We start from the raw sequence: 17,622 nt of genomic DNA on the forward strand, positions 1-17,622 counted from the left end.
CTTTGCAAAGGCACGCGGGGCTGTGACACTGCCAGCCCCCTCGTTGCTGCCGCGGAGCCAGCCAGATGTCGAGCGTGCGTCCCCCGTTGACCGTCCATGGCATGTCCAGTTCCGGCAATTGCTACAAGGTGCGCCTGCTGCTGGAACAGTTGGGCAGCCGCTATCACTGGGTCGAGGTGGACAGCGTGGCCGGGCAGACCCGCACGCCCGAATATCTGGCCAAGAACCCCAACGGCAAGGTGCCGATGGTCGAGCGCGACGATGGCCGCGTGTTGACCGAATCCAACGCGATCCTGTTCTGGCTGGCCGAAGGCACGCCGTATCTGCCCACCGATGCGTGGCAGCGCGCGCAGGCATTGAGCTGGATGTTCTTCGAGCAATACAGCCATGAGCCATATGTGGCAGTGGCGCGGTTCATCAGCCTGTGGACGCCGCGCGATGCCGCACGCCGCGCCGAGTTGCCGCAGCTGCGCGCGCGGGGCGAGCAGGCGCTGGCGGTGATGGAGCAGCATCTGCAGCAGCACACCTGGTTCACCGGCAGCGACTACGGCATCGCCGATATCGCACTGTTTGCCTACACCCATTGCGCCGAAGACGGCGGTTTCGATCTGGAGCGCTTGCCCGCGATTGGTGCGTGGATACAACGCGTGCAGGGCTTACCGCGTTTCGTGCCGATGCCGGCAGCTGCATCGGTGGCGGCATGAGCTGTCTGCGCGATCTGCACGTGGCTGATGGCCATACCGCTGCGTGCCGGGCAGACGCTTGTCTCTGCTCTCTTGCATCGCCATCGCCATCGTCATCGTCATCGCCATTCGCCGTGCGCCTGCTTGCGCGGATCCAAGGCGTCACGCGTGCCTGCGCCGCCCGTTTACCCGTGGCCGGCCGGCAGGAGCGCTGACGATGTGCGGATTGGCAGGAATGTTGCTGGCCTCGCCGCGCCTGCATGGCGAACAGCTCGATGCGCTGGTGCGGCCGATGGGGGCCGCCTTGCGCCACCGCGGCCCCGACGATGCCGGCACCTGGTGCGATGCACAGGCCGGCGTAGCGCTGGCGCATCAGCGCTTGAGCATTCTGGACCTGTCGCCGCTCGGCCATCAGCCGATGCGCTCGGCAGACGGCCGCTACGTGCTGGCCTACAACGGCGAGGTCTATAACTTCGCGCAGTTGCGCGCAGCGCTGTCCGCGCTTGGGCATCGCTTCCGCGGCCACTCCGATACCGAAGTGCTGCTGGCGGCCGTGGTGGAGTGGGGCCTGGACGAGACATTGACCCGCTGCAACGGCATGTTCGCCATTGCGTTGTGGGACGAGCGCGACAACTGCCTGTTCCTGGCCCGCGACCGCGTCGGCAAGAAGCCGCTGTACTACGGATGGGCTGGCGACACGCTGGTATTCGGTTCCGAACTCAAGGCCTTGTGGCAGCATCCGGATTTCGACAACGGCGTGGATCGCGATGCGCTCACGCTGCTGCTGCGGCTGGGCTATATCCCGGCGCCGGCCTGCATCCACGAGCACACCTTCAAGCTGATGCCCGGCCGCGTGCTGCGCATGGATGCACAAGCCGTTGCAGCCGGCGCGGCCGCGCATCGTCCCGATCAGGCGCAGCAACCGTTCTGGAACGCCCGCGAGGCGATGCAGCGCGCGCTGGCGACGCCGTTCACCGGTACCGACGCGCAGGCCGAAGAGCAGTTGGATAGCGTGCTGCGCGATGCGGTGGCTTTGCGCATGGTGGCCGATGTGCCGGTAGGCGTGTTTCTCTCCGGCGGCACCGACTCGTCCATCATCACTGCGATGATGCAGGCACAAAGCGCGCAGCCGGTGCACACCTTCAGCATCGGCTTCGAAGGCTCGCATCACGACGAAGCGCCGCTGGCGCGCGAAGTGGCCACGCATCTGCGCACCGACCACACCGAACTGTATGTCAGCGGCGCCGATGCGCTGGCGGTGGTGCCGGGCCTGCCGGACATGTTCGACGAACCCTTCGCCGATGCCTCGCAAGTGCCGACGGCGTTGGTCGCACGGCTGGCGCGCGGCGGGGTCACGGTGGCGCTGTCCGGCGATGGTGGCGACGAATTGTTCTTCGGCTATGGCCGGTATCAGCGCGCACTGCGCAATTGGCGCATGCATGGCCTGGTGCCGGGCCCGCTGCGTCGCCTGATGGCGGTGGCAGCGCGTCGCAATGGCGAATCTTCGCGCACCGGCGGCCTGGCCGCGCTGGTGGCCGAGGCCGGTGCACGTGGCATCGGCGACATCTACCGCAACCGCATTTCGCGCTGGCGCGATCCGGCCGCGGTGGTGCTGGGCGCCACCGAACCCGACAGTTTCTACAGCCTGGCCGACCCGCTGCATGGGTCCGGCACCCCGGCCGATGCGATGATGCTGGCCGATTTTGCCGCCTACCTGCCGGACGATCTGCTGTGCAAGGTGGACCGCACCACCATGGCGGTGGGGCTGGAAGCGCGCGCGCCGCTGCTGGACTGGCGCGTGGCCGAATTCGCCTGGTCGCTGCCGCTGTCGCTGAAATATCGCGATGGAGTGAGCAAGTATCTGCTCAAGCGCGTGCTGTGCCGCTACCTGCCGGACGCAATGGTGTACCGCGGCAAGCGCGGCTTCGGCGCCCCGGTCAGCGCATGGCTGCGTGGCGACCTGCACGGCTGGGCGGACGATCTGCTGGCGCACGGCGCCCTGCAGCGCGAAGGCGTGTTCGCCGCCGACAGCGTGGCCCGCCTGTGGCGCGACTTCAACGGTGGCGAGCGCAAATGGCATACGCATCTATGGACGGTGCTGATGTTCCAGGCATGGCAGGCACACTGGCGCGAACAGCGTGCGGCCGTGGTGCGCTGACACCTGTAGGTTGTGGTCTGCACACGGGCCGGCGTGGGCGAAATCCCCTCTGGACGGTGCCGCGCTCGCGTGCACGCACCGCCGCTTGCGCTACAGACGCCGGCGGCGTTTCACCGGCCCTGAGCATCCGGCTGGGTAGGGTGGGGCCCTGTTTCCACGGAGCATTCCCCATGAGCAAGCTCACCATTGCCGTGCTGGTCGGCAGCCTGCGCGCCGAGTCGTATAACCGCCAGCTGGCACGCGCGCTGGAGCACCTGGCCGGCGACAAGGCCGTGTTCGAGTACCTGGAGATCGGCGATATCCCGCTCTACAACCAGGACCGCGACGGCGATTATCCCGCCGAAGGCACGCGGCTGAAGCAGCAGATCCGCGCTGCCGATGCGGTGCTGTTTGTCACCCCCGAATACAACCGCTCCATTCCCGGCGTGCTCAAGAACGCCATCGACACCGGCTCGCGTCCCTACGGCGATAGCGCGTTTGCCGGCAAGCCGGCGGCGGTGGTGGGCATCTCGGTCGGCGCGATCGGTACTGCCACCGCGCAGCAGCATTTGCGTAACGTGCTGGCGTATCTGGATATGCAGGTGCTCGGCCAGCCGGAAGTGTTCCTGCAATACAAGGACGGCCTGTTCGGGCCCGACGACCAGATCGCCAACGCCGACAGCCGCAAGTTCCTGCAGGGCTTCATCGACCAGTTCCTGGGCCTGATCGGGCACCTTAAGCGCTGAGTTGACCACAGCGGCGCCGCGCGTCAATGCGGCGCTCCGTTGTGCCTTGGGCGAGGGCGGAAACCCAAGCGGCGCAAGGGTCTCGGCATCTGCGACGGCCGGCGCGTAGCACGTGGATGCACCGGCTATACACCAGTTATCCACAGAGTTGTGCATGGTCGCCGGCCGCGCCGATGACTATGCTTCCTGCCCTCGTCTCCCTGCGTCAGGTTTGTTTGTCCATGTCCGCTCGTCCTGGTTTCCGTTCCAAGCGCAGTCGCGATCGCGACGACGACGATTACGATCGTCCCGAGCCGCGTCTGGACCAGTTGCGGGTACCGCCGCATTCGGTCGAGGCCGAGCAGGCGGTGTTGGGTGGCCTGATGCTGGCGCCGGACGCGTTCGACCGCGTCAACGACCAGCTCACCGAAAACGACTTCTACCGGCGCGACCATCGGCTGATCTACCGCGCGATTCGCGAACTTAACGAGAAGGACCGCCCGTTCGATGCAGTGACCCTGGGCGAATGGTTCGAGTCGCAGGGCAAGCTGGAGCAGGTGGGCGATGGTGCGTACCTGATCGAGCTGGCCAGCACCACACCGTCGGCGGCCAACATCGCCGCGTATGCGGAAATCGTGCGCGACAAGGCAGTGCTGCGGCAGTTGATCGAAGTGGGCACCACCATCGTCAACGACGGCTTTCAGCCGGAAGGGCGCGACAGCGTCGAGTTGCTGTCCTCGGCCGAGAAGGCCGTGTTCAAGATCGCCGAGGCAGGCGCGCGTGGGCGCACCGACTTCGTGGCCATGCCCGGGGCATTGAAGGATGCCTTCGAAGAGCTGCGCAACCGCTTCGAAAACGGCGGCAACATCACTGGCCTGCCGACCGGCTACACCGATTTCGATGCGATGACCGCCGGCCTGCAGCCGACCGACCTGATCATCCTGGCGGCGCGTCCGGCGATGGGCAAGACCACCTTTGCGCTGAACATTGCCGAATACGCCGCGATCAAGTCCAAGAAGGGCGTGGCGGTGTTTTCGATGGAAATGTCGGCCTCGCAGTTGGCCATGCGCCTGATTTCCTCCAATGGCCGCATCAATGCGCAGCGCCTGCGTACCGGTGCGCTGGAAGACGAGGACTGGGCGCGCGTGACCGGCGCGATCAAGATGCTCAAGGAAACCAAGATCTTCATCGACGACACCCCGGGCGTGTCGCCGGAAGTGCTGCGTTCCAAGTGCCGCCGGCTCAAGCGCGAACACGACCTGGGCCTGATCGTCATCGACTACCTGCAGCTGATGTCGGTGCCGGGCAACAGCGAAAACCGCGCGACCGAAATTTCGGAAATCTCGCGCTCGCTGAAAGGCCTGGCCAAGGAGCTCAACGTGCCGGTGATTGCGTTGTCGCAGCTCAACCGCTCGTTGGAAACGCGCACCGACAAGCGCCCGGTGATGGCGGACTTGCGCGAGTCGGGCGCTATCGAGCAGGACGCGGACATGATCGTCTTCATCTACCGCGACGATTACTACAACAAGGAAAATTCGCCGGACAAGGGCCTGGCCGAAATCATCATCGGCAAGCACCGCGGCGGACCGACCGGCTCGTGCAAGCTGAAGTTCTTCGGCGAGTACACCCGCTTCGACAACCTGGCGCACGACTCGGTGGGCAGTTTCGAGTAAGCGCTGCCGGGGAACGGCCGGGTGGTCATCCACCGCCCGGCATCGCGCCATCGTTGCGCCCGCTGGCTTATGCTGCGCAGCCTCACCGTTTGCTGCCGAGCTCGTATGTCATACGCCATCGTCTGGTTCCGTCGCGATCTGCGTCTGGAAGACAACCCGGCCTTGCGCGCCGCACTCGATGCGGGGCATCACCCGATTCCGTTGTACATCGATGCGCCGCACGAAGAGGGCGAATGGACGCCTGGCGCCGCGTCGCGCACCTGGCGGCATCGTTCGCTTGCAGCGCTGGACGGTGCCCTGCGCGCGCTCGGCAGCGGCCTGGTCATTCGCTCCGGCAACAGCGCGCAGGTGCTCGATGAGGTGATCGCGCAGACCGGTGCGGTGGCGGTGTACTGGAACCGCAAGTACGAGCCGGCCACGCAGCCGCGCGATGCGCAGATCAAGCGCGATTTGCGCGAGCGCGGCATCGAGGTGCAGAGCTGCAATTGCGCATTGCTGTTCGAACCGTGGCAGTTGTCCACGCAGCAGGGCGGCCCCTACAAGGTGTTTACCCCGTTCTGGCGCAACGCGCTGACGCAGCTGCAATTGCCCGCCGCGATAGGTGCGCCGCGCAGTCTGCCGCCGCTGCCTGCGAGCTTGAAGACCGATGCGCTCGACACGCTGCAGTTGGTACCAGGCTTGCAGTGGGACCAGGGCTTCTGGGAGCACTGGCAGCCCGGCGAAGCCGGCGCGCACGAAATGCTGGAGATCTTTATCGACGGCGCGTTGTCGGGATATCGCGAAAACCGCGATCGCCCCGATCGCGTCGGCACCTCGCAACTGTCGCCGCATCTGCACTTCGGCGAGATTGCGCCGTGGCGGATTGCCAGTACCCTGGAGGCGCATCGCACTGCGCGCAATGGCGCGGAAATCGATGGCTATATCCGGCAGCTGGGCTGGCGCGACTTTGCGTATCACCTGCTGCATCACTTCCCGGACACCACCAACCAGAATCTCAACCCGCGCTTTGCAGGATTCGATTGGGCAACGGTCGATCCGGTTGCATTGCAGGCCTGGCAACGCGGCCGCACCGGCATTCCGATCGTCGATGCCGGCATGCGTCAGCTCTGGCATACCGGCTGGATGCACAACCGCGTGCGCATGATCGTCGCCAGTTTTTTGTGCAAGCATCTGCGTATCCACTGGATCGAAGGCGCGCGCTGGTTCTGGGACACGCTGGTCGATGCGGACCTGGCCAACAACACGCTGGGCTGGCAGTGGGTGGCCGGTACCGGCGCCGATGCGGCGCCCTATTTCCGCGTGTTCAATCCGGTGACGCAGGCAGAAAAATTCGACCCGCATGCGGCATACATCACGCGCTGGGTGCCCGAGCTGGGCAAGCTCGCGGTGAAGGAACGCTTCGCGCCATGGTTGCATCCATTGGCGCTGGCTCGCTTTGCACCGGAGTATCCGCGCAATCCGATCATTGGCTTGGCCGAGGGCCGCGATGCGGCGTTGGCCGCGTATGCGAAATCGCGCGCCTAGTCGCTGCTGATCGATGCGCGTGTGCCTGTTTCTGGACGGTGCTCGCAACGCTGTAGGATGAGCGAAACAGGGCATGGAATGCGCGCTGTGTACTGGCGTGCGCTGGCTCATGTGGCGGCGCACGTGTACGCGTCATCGCCGAAAACGTTTTCCTGAATGGCACACCCGTTACACGTGGGTTGCGGCAGTTTTCATCATGCGCCAGTCGCGTGGGCCTGTTTATCCTCGCGCACACGATTGAGCGCCGGATGGTCCGGCCATAGGAGAGCACCATGTCCCCAGCAGCCACCAAGAGTCTTGCCGTTGCATTGGCCAGCGTCATTGCGCTGTCCGCGTGTGCCACCGGCGGCTCGTATGTGCAGCGCGACCAATACGGCGAGCAGACGCAACAGCAGAATCGGACCGGCCGCAATGCGCTGATCGGTACCGCCATTGGTGTGGCTGCAGGCCTGCTCACCGGCGACAGCGCCACCGAGCGTCGTCAGCACGCAATGGTCGGCGCTGGCATCGGTGCACTGAGCGGCGCAGCAATTGGCCAGTACCAGGACCGCCAGGAGCGCGCGCTGCGTGAGCGCACCGCCAACACCGGTATCGAAGTACAACGCCAGGGCGACAACATCAGCCTGAACCTGCCCGACGGCATCACCTTCGACTTCGGCAAGTCGGCATTGAAGCCGCAGTTCTACACCGCGCTCAACGGCGTGGCCTCCACCCTGCGCGAGTACAACCAGACCATGGTGGAAGTGGTGGGGCATACCGATAGCGTCGGTAGCGATGCGGTGAATCAGCGCCTGTCCGAAGAGCGCGCCAGCGCGGTAGCGCAATACCTGACCGCGCAAGGTGTGCAGCGCGAGCGCATGGAAACCATGGGCGCCGGCAAGCGTTATCCGATTGCCGACAATACCACCGATGCCGGCCGCGCCAAGAACCGTCGCGTCGAAATCCGCCTGATTCCGTTGCGTGCCGAAGGCGCGGCCAGCAACACCGGCATGCGTTGAGGAGATGCAGTGAATCGTGGCGGGTCGGATGACTCACCTGCGATGTGCTGATGTACGCAACACAGGCCGCGAAAGCGGCCTGTTTTTTTGCTGCATGGTGGATCAAGAGCAGCGAACCAATCGCTTGGATTTAGAACGGCTGGTCTGCACGGCTTTGAGGTCTCGATCTTTCTCACGTCATCGGCGCGAATGTGTCGGCGTAACTGTGGAACTTCAAAGCGCGGATCTGGGTGTTATTGCAGGGCCCTTGCCCCCCACCATCGCGGGACATGCTGCAAGTAGGTCCATGTTAGCTCCGTGGCGGCATCCATGCCGCCAAGGGTCCCGCGACGGTGAGCGGGCAAGGGTCAGTCGAGTTGGTCGCTGTATTTGTGCAAGCGCTAGATGCGTTCGCTAGCGATTCAAGGAGGCGTGGCTAGCTCGCAATGCTCAGGCGAGAAGGTATCTCCACCCCTTTCCTACGATGGGCCGCTTTCCGCGCGACCGACCAACGTGCTGGTGCGGTGTTCTCGCCGGTTGCGGGAACGACGGCGGCATGGATGCCGCCATCGAGCCCCCATGGATGGGTTGACGGCGTGTCCCGCGAGCGGCGAGGGCACCGCGCGCGACCGAGTCGGCTTTGCGCTCATCGGGTGATCGCATCCGACGACGCCACGACGGACGTCTCGATCTTTTCCAACTCACCGCTGACGGCAATGAGATCATTTGCAAAGCGACCGAGCTATCGTCGGCTGTACGCGTGTGGTGACAGAGATGCATTCACTGGGTTGCATCGATGAACTTATGGACTGCGCCAGACGGCAACCACCGCCGGCGCAGTCGATCCGGCACTACGCCGTGACGTTTTCCAAGATTCGCTTGCCTTCGGCACGCAACTCCGCGTCTGCGCCCACTTCGACTTTCGCATCGTTGTCGGCCTTTTGTGCGGCCAGGCGGGCAGGGCACTGCGCCATCATGTAATCCGCATCGAAATTCATGCGCGTCACCAAAAAGTCCACGAACGCCCGCACTTTCGGCGACACCAATCGGCCGCCGGCGAACACCGCGTTGAAGTCCACCTCAGGCCCGGTCCAACCGGCCAGTACGCGACGCACCAGGCCCGATTGCACGAACGGTTTGGCCATCACATCGCCAGTCAGCAACAGGCCTTCGCCGCACAACACCGCACCGTTGAGCGCGGCCGGATCGTTGGCCACCATCAGCGGATTGACCGGGAAATCGCGTACATCGCTGCCGTCGCTGAGCGACCAGAAAAAGCGGTTGTTGTGCACGTTGCGGTTCTTGCGCAAGGCGAGCGTGCGATGGAATTGCAATTCGTCCGGATGCAGCGGCTCGCCATAGCGCTCGATGTAGGAGGGGCTGGCGAACACCTGGGTGCGCAAGCTGCCGAGCTTGCGCGCCACCAGATTGGAGTCGGGCAGCGCGCCAACGCGCAATGCCAGATCGGCTTCACCGCCGATCAGGTCCAGCTTCTCGTTGCCCAGATGCATGTCCAGCTGGATTTCCGGGTATTGCGCGTGGAATTCGCCCAGCAACGGCGCGATCCAGGTAATGCCCAGCGAATACGGCACGGTAAAACGCAGCCAGCCACGCGGGCCCGATTGCAGCTGTCCCACCGCGCTTTCGGCTTCTTCCAGTTCGCGCGCGATGCGCTGGCAATGTTCGTGGTACACCGAGCCGGCTTCGGTCAGGCCGATGCGGCGGGTAGTTCGATGCAATAGGCGCGCACCCAACCGGGTTTCCAGTTCCTGCACCTTGCGGCTGACGGTGGTCTTGGGCAGGCCAAGCGCATTGGCGGCGGCGATGAAGCTACCTTGTTCGACCACCTTGACGAAGATCAAGGTGTCGTTGAGATCGTGAGTCATGGGATGCCTTCCGGGGGTCAGGAGGGATTAGACCGCTTGCGGGACGATTATTCCCCTAAATCCGGACTAATCAAGTGCTGCTTTGAAGCCTAACTTATGCGGCATCCCCTCCATGCAGGAGCACGGCCATGTGGTTGTGCAACGTTTTCGGCGTGTCTTCCAGTCAGCGCAGTGCAATCGAAAGCGCCTTCGATCCGGTCGTTTCCACGGAAAAACGGTCGTACGACAGTGCCTTGCGCGAATTCTCCAGCTCGCCACGGCGGCAGGCTGGCGGCGCGCCTGCGCAGCGGACTGGACTGCAGGCGCGCTGGGCGCGCCGTGGAATTATCCCGATCTCGGGAGCGAAAATCCCATGAGCGGGATGGTTCAATCCGAGACGGCCGTCATTGGCGGCGCGGGCAACGTGGGCATGGGCATCGTCTCTGCATTGCTGGACGCCGGTATGCCAACGGTGGTGATTGGGCGCGACGCCGCCAAGCTGGATGCACTGCGTGCGCAGCACGGTCATTCCCCGCTGCTGGACATCGTGCAGGGATCGGTGGCCGACGATGCATCTGCGCAGCGCCTGGCCACCGAACTGGCCCAGCGGCAACGACCGCTGGGCGCGGTGATCGCCAGCCTGGGCAGCCCGCCCAAGGCTGGGCGGCTGGTGGATCGGCCGGTGGCCGCCCTGCGTCGTCGCCTGGAGCGCGACGTGCTGCCGCATCTGGCTGCCGCCCGTCACCTGCTGCCGCTGCTGGCCGAGGCCGACGGCGGCGGCCGCTATCTGCTGCTTGGTAGTCCGTGCGCGCTGCGCGCCTGGTCGGCGCATGGCGATCGTTCTGTTGCGGCCTCAGCCACCCGCATGCTTGCCCAGGTGTTGCACGAGGAAGCCAAGCCGTTGGGCGTCCGCGTGCAGTTGCTCTCGGTCGAGCAGCCGGTCTGCACGCCCGGCCGCGCCAAGGACGCCTGTCCGGAATGGATCCGCGCCGTGGACGTCGGCCGCGCCGCTGTTTCCCTGATTGCCGGGCCTGGCCAACCCGGACAAGCCATCGTGACCGTGAGTCGTCGCCCGCCGGCCGCACCGTCGGCCAGCCGGCTGGCCGGTCTGCAATTTCCCATCCCCACCCGAGAGATTTCCCCATGACCACGAACGCCACCCCGTTCCGTTTTCCCTTGCGTACCGTGTTGGCGGGCGCCGTGCTTGCGGTCGTGCTCGCCGGCTGCGGCAGCAAAGCCGCCGAGACCGGCGCACCGCCGCCGCCCAGCGTCAGCGTCGCGCCGGTGTTGATGAAGCAGATCAGCCAATGGGACGAATTCAGCGGCCGCATCGAGCCGGTGGAAAGCGTGGAACTGCGTCCGCGCGTGTCCGGCTATATCGACAAGGTCAACTACACCGAAGGTGCAGAGGTGAAGAAGGGCGATGTGCTCTTCACCATCGATGAGCGCAGCTACCGCGCCGAGTTCGCGCGTGCCAACGCGTCGCTGGTGCGTGCCCGCACCCAGGCCACGCTGGCACGTAGCGAAGCCACGCGTGCACGCAAATTGTCCGAGCAGCAGGCCATCTCCACCGAAACCTGGGAGCAGCGCCGCGCCGCCGCCGATCAGGCCGATGCCGACCTGCAGGCCGCCCAGGCCGCGGTGGACACCGCCAGGCTCAACCTGGATTGGACGCGCGTGCGCGCTCCCATCGATGGCCGCGCCGGGCGTGCGATGGTCACCGCCGGCAACCTGGTCACGGCCGGCGACAGCGCCAGCGTGCTGACCACCCTGGTGTCGCTGGACAAGGTATTCGTCTACTTCGATGCCGACGAAGGCACCTTCCTGCGCTATTCGCAGATGGCCCGCAACGGCGAGCGCCCGGACGAACGTGGCGGCGAGTTGCCGGTGCGGATCGGGCTGGTCGGCGAGCAGGGCTTCCCGCACACCGGTCGCGTGGATTTCCTGGACAACCAGGTGACCCGCAGCACTGGCACCATCCGCGTCCGCGCGGTACTGGACAACGCGCAACGGCAATTCACGCCGGGGTTGTATGCGCACGTGCAGTTGCTGGGCAGCGGCCAGTTCAAGGCCATGCTGGTCGACGAAAAGGCCGTGCTCACCGACCAGGACCGCAAGTATGTGTACGTGGTGGACAAGGACGGCAAGGCGCAGCGCCGCGATGTGGAGCTCGGCCGCAGTGCCGATGGTCTGCGCATCGTGCGTAGCGGCCTGGCCGCCGGCGACCGCGTGGTGGTCGATGGCGTGCAGAAGATCTTCATGCCCGGCATGCCGGTGGACGCCAAGACCGTGGCCATGGCGCCGGCGGCGGACAAGCGCACCGCTTCCAACTAGGGATCGCCAACGCGCGTTGCGCGCTGTCGCGCCTGCCTGGCGACAGCGCACCACCTGCAATGGCTGTACTGCTGTATCGCTGCATCACAGCTCATGACTGCCGGCCTCGTCATCAGGCCGGCCCGGGGCCGCTGTGCCGCGCCGCCATCCGGCGGCAACCTCTTTCAGGACCATCCCAATGGACTTTTCCCGTTTTTTCATCGACCGGCCGATCTTTGCCGCGGTGCTGTCGATCATCATCTTCGCGGCCGGCCTGATCGCCATGCCGCTGCTGCCGATCAGCGAATACCCAGAAGTGGTGCCGCCGAGCGTGCAGGTGCGCGCGGTGTATCCGGGCGCCAACCCCAAGGTCATCGCCGAGACCGTTGCCACGCCGCTTGAGGAAGCCATCAACGGCGTGGAAAACATGATGTACATGAAGTCGGTGGCCGGCTCGGACGGCGTGCTGGTGGTCACCGTGACCTTCAAGCCCGGCACCGATCCGGACCAGGCGCAGGTGCAGGTGCAGAACCGCGTCAGCCAGGCGCAGGCGCGTCTGCCCGAGGACGTGCGTCGCCAGGGCGTGACCACACAGAAGCAATCGCCGACGCTGACCATGGTCGTGCATCTGACCTCGCCCAAGGGCAAGTACAACTCGCTGTACCTGAGCAACTACGCCACCTTGAAGGTCAAGGACGAGCTGTCGCGCCTGCCGGGCGTGGGACAGATCCAGATCTTCGGTGCCGGCGACTACGCCATGCGCATCTGGTTGAACCCGGACAAGGTGGCCGCACGCGGGCTCACCGCCAGCGATGTGGTCGCCGCCATCCGCGAGCAGAACGTGCAGGTCTCCGCCGGCCAGCTCGGCGCGGAACCCATGCCCAACAAGAGCGATTTCCTGCTCTCGATCAATGCGCAGGGCCGCCTCACCACCGAAGAAGAGTTCGGCAACATCGTCATCCGCAGCGGCAACAGCGGCGAGATCGTGCGCCTGAGCGACGTGGCGCGCCTGGAGCTGGGCGCCGGCAACTACACCCTGCGGTCGCAGCTGGACAACCAGAACGCGGTGGGCATGGGCGTGTTCCAGTCGCCCGGTGCCAACGCGATCGAATTGTCCGATGCGGTGCGCGCCAAGATGGCCGAACTGGAAAAGCAGTTCCCGCAGGACATGGCATGGTCGGCCGCGTACGACCCAACCGTGTTCGTGCGCGATTCGATCAGCGCGGTGGTGCACACGCTGCTGGAAGCGGTGCTGCTGGTGGTGCTGGTGGTGATCCTGTTCCTGCAGACCTGGCGCGCTTCGATCATTCCGTTGCTGGCGGTGCCGGTGTCGGTGGTCGGTACGTTCGCTGCGTTGTACCTGCTGGGCTTTTCGATCAATACGCTGAGCCTGTTCGGTTTGGTGCTGGCGATCGGCATCGTGGTCGACGATGCGATCGTGGTGGTGGAAAACGTCGAGCGCAACATCGAAGAAGGCCTGAGCCCATTGGCGGCTGCCCATCAGGCCATGCGCGAAGTGTCCGGGCCGATCATCGCCATCGCGCTGGTGCTGTGCGCGGTGTTCGTGCCGATGGCGTTCCTGTCGGGCGTGACCGGCCAGTTCTACAAGCAGTTCGCGGTGACCATCGCCATTTCCACGGTGATTTCGGCGATCAACTCGCTGACCTTGTCGCCGGCGCTGGCGGCAATGCTGCTGAAGTCGCACGACGCGCCCAAGGATGGTCCGTCGCGGTTGATCGACCGTTTGTTCGGCTGGTTGTTCCGCCCGTTCAATCGTTTCTTCAACACCAGCTCGCACAAGTACCAAGGCGCGGTGTCGCGTGCGCTGGGCAAGCGGGGTGCGGTGTTCGTGGTCTACCTGCTGCTGTTGGTCGGTACCGGTTTCATGTTCAAGCTGGTGCCGGGCGGCTTCATTCCGACCCAGGACAAGCTGTATCTGATTGCGGGCACCAAACTGCCGGAAGGATCGTCGCTGGAGCGCACCAATGAGGTGATCCGCCAGATCACCCAGATCGCGCTGCAGACCGACGGTGTGGATCACGCAATCGCGTTCCCGGGCCTGAACCCGCTGCAGTTCACCAATACGCCCAATACCGGCACGGTGTTCCTGACGCTCAAGCCGTTCAGTCAGCGCAGCCGCACCGCCGCGCAGATCAATGCGGAAATCAACGCACGCATCAGCCAGATCCAGCAGGGCTTCGCGTTCGCCTTCATGCCGCCACCGATTCTTGGCTTGGGCCAGGGCTCGGGCTACTCGCTGTACATCCAGGACCGTGCCGGCCTGGGCTATGGCCAGTTGCAGAGTGCGGTGAATGCGATGTCCGGTGCGATCTCGCAAACGCCGGGCATGCAGTTCCCGATCGGTACCTACCAGGCCAACGTGCCGCAGCTCGATGCCAAGGTCGACCGCGACAAGGCCAAGGCGCAGGGCGTGCCGCTGACCAATCTGTTCGATACGCTGCAGACCTATCTGGGTTCGTCCTACATCAACGACTTCAATCGCTTCGGTCGCACCTATCAGGTGATCGCCCAGGCCGATGGACAGTTCCGCGATAGCGTGGAAGACATCGCCAACCTGCGCACGCGCAACGCCAACGGCGACATGGTGCCGATCGGCAGCATGGTCACGCTGGGCCAGACCTACGGCCCGGACCCGGTGATCCGCTACAACGGCTACCCGGCCGCCGACCTCATCGGCGAAGCGGACCCGCGCGTGCTGTCGTCCACCGAGGCCATGCAGAAGCTGTCCAGCATGGCGCCGCAGGTGCTGCCCAACGGCATGAACATCGAGTGGACCGACCTGAGTTATCAGCAGTCCACGCAAGGCAACTCGGCGTTGATCGTGTTCCCGATGGCGGTGTTGCTGGCGTTCCTGGTATTGGCTGCGTTGTACGAAAGCTGGACCCTGCCGCTGGCAGTGATCCTGATCGTGCCGATGACCTTGCTGTCTGCGCTGTTCGGTGTGTGGCTCACCAATGGCGACAACAACGTGTTCGTGCAGGTGGGTCTGGTGGTGTTGATGGGCCTGGCGTGCAAGAACGCGATCCTGATCGTGGAGTTCGCCCGCGAACTGGAAATGCACGGCAAGGGCATTGTCGAAGCCGCACTGGAAGCCTGCCGCCTGCGCCTGCGTCCGATCGTGATGACCTCCATCGCCTTCATCGCCGGCACGGTGCCGCTGGTGTTCGGCCATGGTGCCGGCGCCGAAGTGCGCTCGGTCACCGGCATCACGGTGTTCGCCGGCATGCTGGGTGTGACCTTGTTCGGCCTGTTCCTGACTCCGGTGTTCTACGTGGCGCTGCGCAAGTGGGTGACCCGTCGCGGTCCCGCAACACCGCCCGCGGTTGCGCACGATCACGCGCACGTCAACGCCTAAGCACGCGTCACTTCCCCCCTACATACATTCGAAGGATTTACACATGAGCAACACCAAGATCGCATTGGTCACCGGCGCAACCCGCGGCATCGGCCTGGAGACCGTTCGGCAATTGGCCACCGCCGGCGTGCACACGCTGCTGGCCGGCCGCAAGCGCGACGACGCCGTGGCCGCGGCCCTCAAGTTGCAGGCCGAAGGCCTGCCGGTGGAGGCCATCCAGCTCGACGTCAACGACGACATCAGCATTGCTGCGGCGGTGGGCACGGTGGAGCAGCGCCATGGTCATCTGGACATCCTGATCAACAACGCCGGCATCATGATCGAGGACATGCAGCGCACCCCGTCGCAGCAGAGCCTGGAGGTGTGGAAGCGTACCTTCGACACCAATCTGTTCGCGGTGGTCGAGGTGACCAAGGCCTTCCTGCCGCTGCTGCGTCGTTCGCTGGCCGGGCGTATCGTCAACGTGTCGAGCATCCTCGGTTCGCTGACCTTGCACAGCCAGCCCGGCTCGCCGATCTACGACTTCAAGATTCCTGCTTACGACGCGTCCAAGAGCGCGTTGAACAGCTGGACGGTGCATCTGGCCTACGAATTGCGCGACACAGCCATCAAGGTCAACACGGTGCATCCGGGTTACGTCAAAACCGACATGAACGGTGGCGGCGGCGAAATCGAAGTGGAGCAGGGCGCGCATAGCAGCGTGCAAATGGCGCTATTGGATGCCCACGGTGCCACCGGCAGCTTTACCCATCTGGGAGAGGTGTTGCCATGGTAAGAAACTTCCTGAGCGTGGCACTGGCTGCACTGGTGCTCAGCGGTTGCGCGGTCGGGCCGGATTACCGCCCCGATCCGCCGGCGGCGGTGACGCTGCAAGGCGTGCAAGACCCGGCATACAGCGCGCAGTCGCCGGTGGGCAACTGGTGGTCGCAGTTCGACGACCCGGTGCTGGAGCAATTGGTGCGCGACGCCTTGTTCGCCAACCACGACCTGCGCATCGCGGTGGCGCGCGTCAAGCAGGCGCGCGCGGTGTTCGTCGAGCGCCGCCTGGATCAGGCGCCGCATATCGCCGCGCAAGGCAGCTTCGATCGTCGCGAGCAGCAGCAGGTGATCGCCGGCAATCAGCGCTTTCTGACCGAGCAGACCACGCTCGGTCTGGATGCGGCCTGGGAGCTGGACCTGTTCGGCCGTCAGCGGCGTGCATCGGAGGCCGCGCGTGCCGACCTGGATGCCGAGCAGGCCAACCTGCAGGACGTGCAGGTCACCGTTGCTGCCGAAGTGGCGCGCAATTATTTCGAATTGCGCGGCACCCAGAAGCGCTTGGACGTCTCCAAGCGCACGCTCACCAACCTGCGCGACACCCAGAAGCTGACCCAGACCCGATGGGATCTGGGTGCCGGCAGCGAGCTGGACGTGCAGAGCAGCCTGGCGCGGTTGAAGGCGATCGAGGCGGATATTCCGCTGCTGGAAACCGCCGAGGCGCAATACCGCCACCGTCTGGCTGTGTTGCTGGGCCAGCAACCGGATGCGTTGGATGCCACCTTGGCCGCGCGCGAGATGCCGGCGTTCGCGCGCCCGCTGCCGCTGGGCGATACCGCCGGCTTGCTGCGTCAGCGTCCGGATGTGCGCGGCGCCGAGCGCCGGCTGGCGGCAGCCACCGCGCAAGTGGGCGTGGCCACTGCCGACCTGTTTCCGCGCATCAGCGTGAGCGGATTCGTCGGCTTCCTCACCGGCGACGCAGCCAGGTTGACCGAGGGCAACGCCAAGGCCTGGTCGGTGACCCCGTCGATCAGCTGGGCCGCCTTCGATTTCGGCACCGTGCGTGCGCGCTTGCGTGCCAGCAAGGCGCAGGCCGAAGGTGCGTTGGCCCAGTATCAGCAAACCGTATTGCTGGCGCTGGAAGACACCGAAAACGCGTTGATCGGCTATGGCCGCCAGCAGGCGCGCCTGGCCATCGTGGTGGAGCAGGCCAATGCCGCGCGGCGTGCCGAGCAGCTGGCGCAGATCCGCTACCGCGAGGGCTCGGAAGACTTCCTCACCCTGCTGGATGCGCAGCGCACCCAGCTGGCGGCCGACGATGCGTTGGCGCAGGCCGAAGCGGCGGTGAATGTCGGCGTGGTCGGCGTGTACAAGGCGCTCGGTGGCTGGAAGCAGGACCAAGCGCCTGCGGCACCGGTGGCCGTGGTCAATCGTTGAACGATGCGCGCGGGGCGGCCAGTGGGTCGCCCCGCAGTTCTGGCTGCAGCGTCAGAGCTAACGAGGCGGTCGAACGTGTGCGGGTGATGGTTGGCGATACCGGCCATGCATCCGACGCCATCGGTTCGGTCGCCTCTGACAGGTGCGCTACCGCCG

The 17,622-nt window shown here is 65.2% G+C and carries 13 protein-coding genes; 12 read left to right on the forward strand and 1 reads right to left on the reverse strand.

What is annotated here, in order from left to right; genetic code table 11:
* The first annotated feature begins 65 nt into the window (after positions 1-65).
* The 6 genes from AC1POX_RS07975 to AC1POX_RS08000 all read left to right on the forward strand — a co-directional run bounded on the left by AC1POX_RS07975 (position 66) and on the right by AC1POX_RS08000 (position 7,740).
* The gene (locus tag AC1POX_RS07975; protein WP_011346936.1) at positions 66-704 is read left to right on the forward strand and encodes a glutathione S-transferase family protein; all 639 of its coding nucleotides are present in this window, start codon (positions 66-68) and stop codon (positions 702-704) included.
* Between the two features lie 196 nt (positions 705-900).
* The gene (gene asnB / locus AC1POX_RS07980; protein ID WP_014089787.1) at positions 901-2,841 is read left to right on the forward strand and encodes an asparagine synthase (glutamine-hydrolyzing); all 1,941 of its coding nucleotides are present in this window, start codon (positions 901-903) and stop codon (positions 2,839-2,841) included.
* Positions 2,842-3,011: 170 nt separating this feature from the next.
* Positions 3,012-3,566 (forward strand): NADPH-dependent FMN reductase, encoded by a 555-nt coding sequence (locus tag AC1POX_RS07985; protein ID WP_014089788.1) that lies wholly within the window; start codon positions 3,012-3,014, stop codon positions 3,564-3,566.
* Positions 3,567-3,787: 221 nt separating this feature from the next.
* Positions 3,788-5,218 (forward strand): replicative DNA helicase, encoded by a 1,431-nt coding sequence (locus AC1POX_RS07990; protein WP_003483586.1) that lies wholly within the window; start codon positions 3,788-3,790, stop codon positions 5,216-5,218.
* Positions 5,219-5,323: 105 nt separating this feature from the next.
* Positions 5,324-6,742 (forward strand): cryptochrome/photolyase family protein, encoded by a 1,419-nt coding sequence (locus AC1POX_RS07995; RefSeq protein ID WP_057681592.1) that lies wholly within the window; start codon positions 5,324-5,326, stop codon positions 6,740-6,742.
* A gap of 272 nt (positions 6,743-7,014) precedes the next feature.
* Positions 7,015-7,740, forward strand: a complete 726-nt coding sequence (locus tag AC1POX_RS08000) for a YiaD family glycine zipper/OmpA-like lipoprotein (RefSeq protein WP_057681591.1) — start codon at positions 7,015-7,017, stop codon at positions 7,738-7,740.
* 830 nt (positions 7,741-8,570) lie between these two features.
* Here the strand turns inward: AC1POX_RS08000 and AC1POX_RS08005 are convergent.
* Entirely contained in the window at positions 8,571-9,605 is a 1,035-nt protein-coding gene (locus tag AC1POX_RS08005; RefSeq protein ID WP_005925689.1) for an XC_2801 family transcriptional regulator, read from the reverse strand.
* Between the two features lie 128 nt (positions 9,606-9,733).
* Between AC1POX_RS08005 and AC1POX_RS08010 the strand changes: the two genes are divergently transcribed.
* From AC1POX_RS08010 to AC1POX_RS08035, 6 genes are all read left to right on the forward strand, one after another.
* Positions 9,734-9,961, forward strand: a complete 228-nt coding sequence (locus AC1POX_RS08010; protein ID WP_031421913.1) for a hypothetical protein — start codon at positions 9,734-9,736, stop codon at positions 9,959-9,961.
* Positions 9,958-10,731, forward strand: coding sequence for an SDR family NAD(P)-dependent oxidoreductase (locus AC1POX_RS08015; protein WP_218531867.1), 774 nt, complete (start codon positions 9,958-9,960; stop codon positions 10,729-10,731). The genes AC1POX_RS08010 and AC1POX_RS08015 overlap by 4 nt, the downstream gene beginning before the upstream one ends.
* Entirely contained in the window at positions 10,728-11,918 is a 1,191-nt protein-coding gene (locus AC1POX_RS08020) for an efflux RND transporter periplasmic adaptor subunit (RefSeq protein ID WP_008577270.1), read from the forward strand. Before AC1POX_RS08015 ends, AC1POX_RS08020 begins: the two co-directional genes overlap by 4 nt.
* Before the next feature lie 178 nt (positions 11,919-12,096).
* Complete coding sequence (locus tag AC1POX_RS08025; RefSeq protein ID WP_008577268.1) at positions 12,097-15,273, forward strand: efflux RND transporter permease subunit; 3,177 nt, start codon at positions 12,097-12,099, stop codon at positions 15,271-15,273.
* Positions 15,274-15,316: 43 nt separating this feature from the next.
* Positions 15,317-16,048, forward strand: a complete 732-nt coding sequence (locus AC1POX_RS08030; RefSeq protein ID WP_008577266.1) for an SDR family oxidoreductase — start codon at positions 15,317-15,319, stop codon at positions 16,046-16,048.
* The gene (locus AC1POX_RS08035) at positions 16,042-17,466 is read left to right on the forward strand and encodes an efflux transporter outer membrane subunit (protein WP_372356938.1); all 1,425 of its coding nucleotides are present in this window, start codon (positions 16,042-16,044) and stop codon (positions 17,464-17,466) included. Before AC1POX_RS08030 ends, AC1POX_RS08035 begins: the two co-directional genes overlap by 7 nt.
* The last annotated feature ends 156 nt before the right edge of the window (positions 17,467-17,622 follow it).

The sequence above is a fragment of the Xanthomonas sp. NCPPB 3442 genome (genome assembly GCF_056725145.1).

Excerpts from the sequence above, each read along its gene's own strand:
- AC1POX_RS07975 (WP_011346936.1), top strand. The coding sequence starts at position 66 with ATGTCGAGCGTGCGTCCCCCGTTGACCGTCCATGGCATGTCCAGTTCC.
- asnB (WP_014089787.1), top strand. The coding sequence starts at position 901 with ATGTGCGGATTGGCAGGAATGTTGCTGGCCTCGCCGCGCCTGCATGGC.
- AC1POX_RS07985 (WP_014089788.1), top strand. The coding sequence starts at position 3,012 with ATGAGCAAGCTCACCATTGCCGTGCTGGTCGGCAGCCTGCGCGCCGAG.
- AC1POX_RS07990 (WP_003483586.1), top strand. The coding sequence starts at position 3,788 with ATGTCCGCTCGTCCTGGTTTCCGTTCCAAGCGCAGTCGCGATCGCGAC.
- AC1POX_RS07995 (WP_057681592.1), top strand. The coding sequence starts at position 5,324 with ATGTCATACGCCATCGTCTGGTTCCGTCGCGATCTGCGTCTGGAAGAC.
- AC1POX_RS08000 (WP_057681591.1), top strand. The coding sequence starts at position 7,015 with ATGTCCCCAGCAGCCACCAAGAGTCTTGCCGTTGCATTGGCCAGCGTC.
- AC1POX_RS08005 (WP_005925689.1), bottom strand. The coding sequence starts at position 9,605 with ATGACTCACGATCTCAACGACACCTTGATCTTCGTCAAGGTGGTCGAA.
- AC1POX_RS08010 (WP_031421913.1), top strand. The coding sequence starts at position 9,734 with ATGTGGTTGTGCAACGTTTTCGGCGTGTCTTCCAGTCAGCGCAGTGCA.
- AC1POX_RS08015 (WP_218531867.1), top strand. The coding sequence starts at position 9,958 with ATGAGCGGGATGGTTCAATCCGAGACGGCCGTCATTGGCGGCGCGGGC.
- AC1POX_RS08020 (WP_008577270.1), top strand. The coding sequence starts at position 10,728 with ATGACCACGAACGCCACCCCGTTCCGTTTTCCCTTGCGTACCGTGTTG.
- AC1POX_RS08025 (WP_008577268.1), top strand. The coding sequence starts at position 12,097 with ATGGACTTTTCCCGTTTTTTCATCGACCGGCCGATCTTTGCCGCGGTG.
- AC1POX_RS08030 (WP_008577266.1), top strand. The coding sequence starts at position 15,317 with ATGAGCAACACCAAGATCGCATTGGTCACCGGCGCAACCCGCGGCATC.
- AC1POX_RS08035 (WP_372356938.1), top strand. The coding sequence starts at position 16,042 with ATGGTAAGAAACTTCCTGAGCGTGGCACTGGCTGCACTGGTGCTCAGC.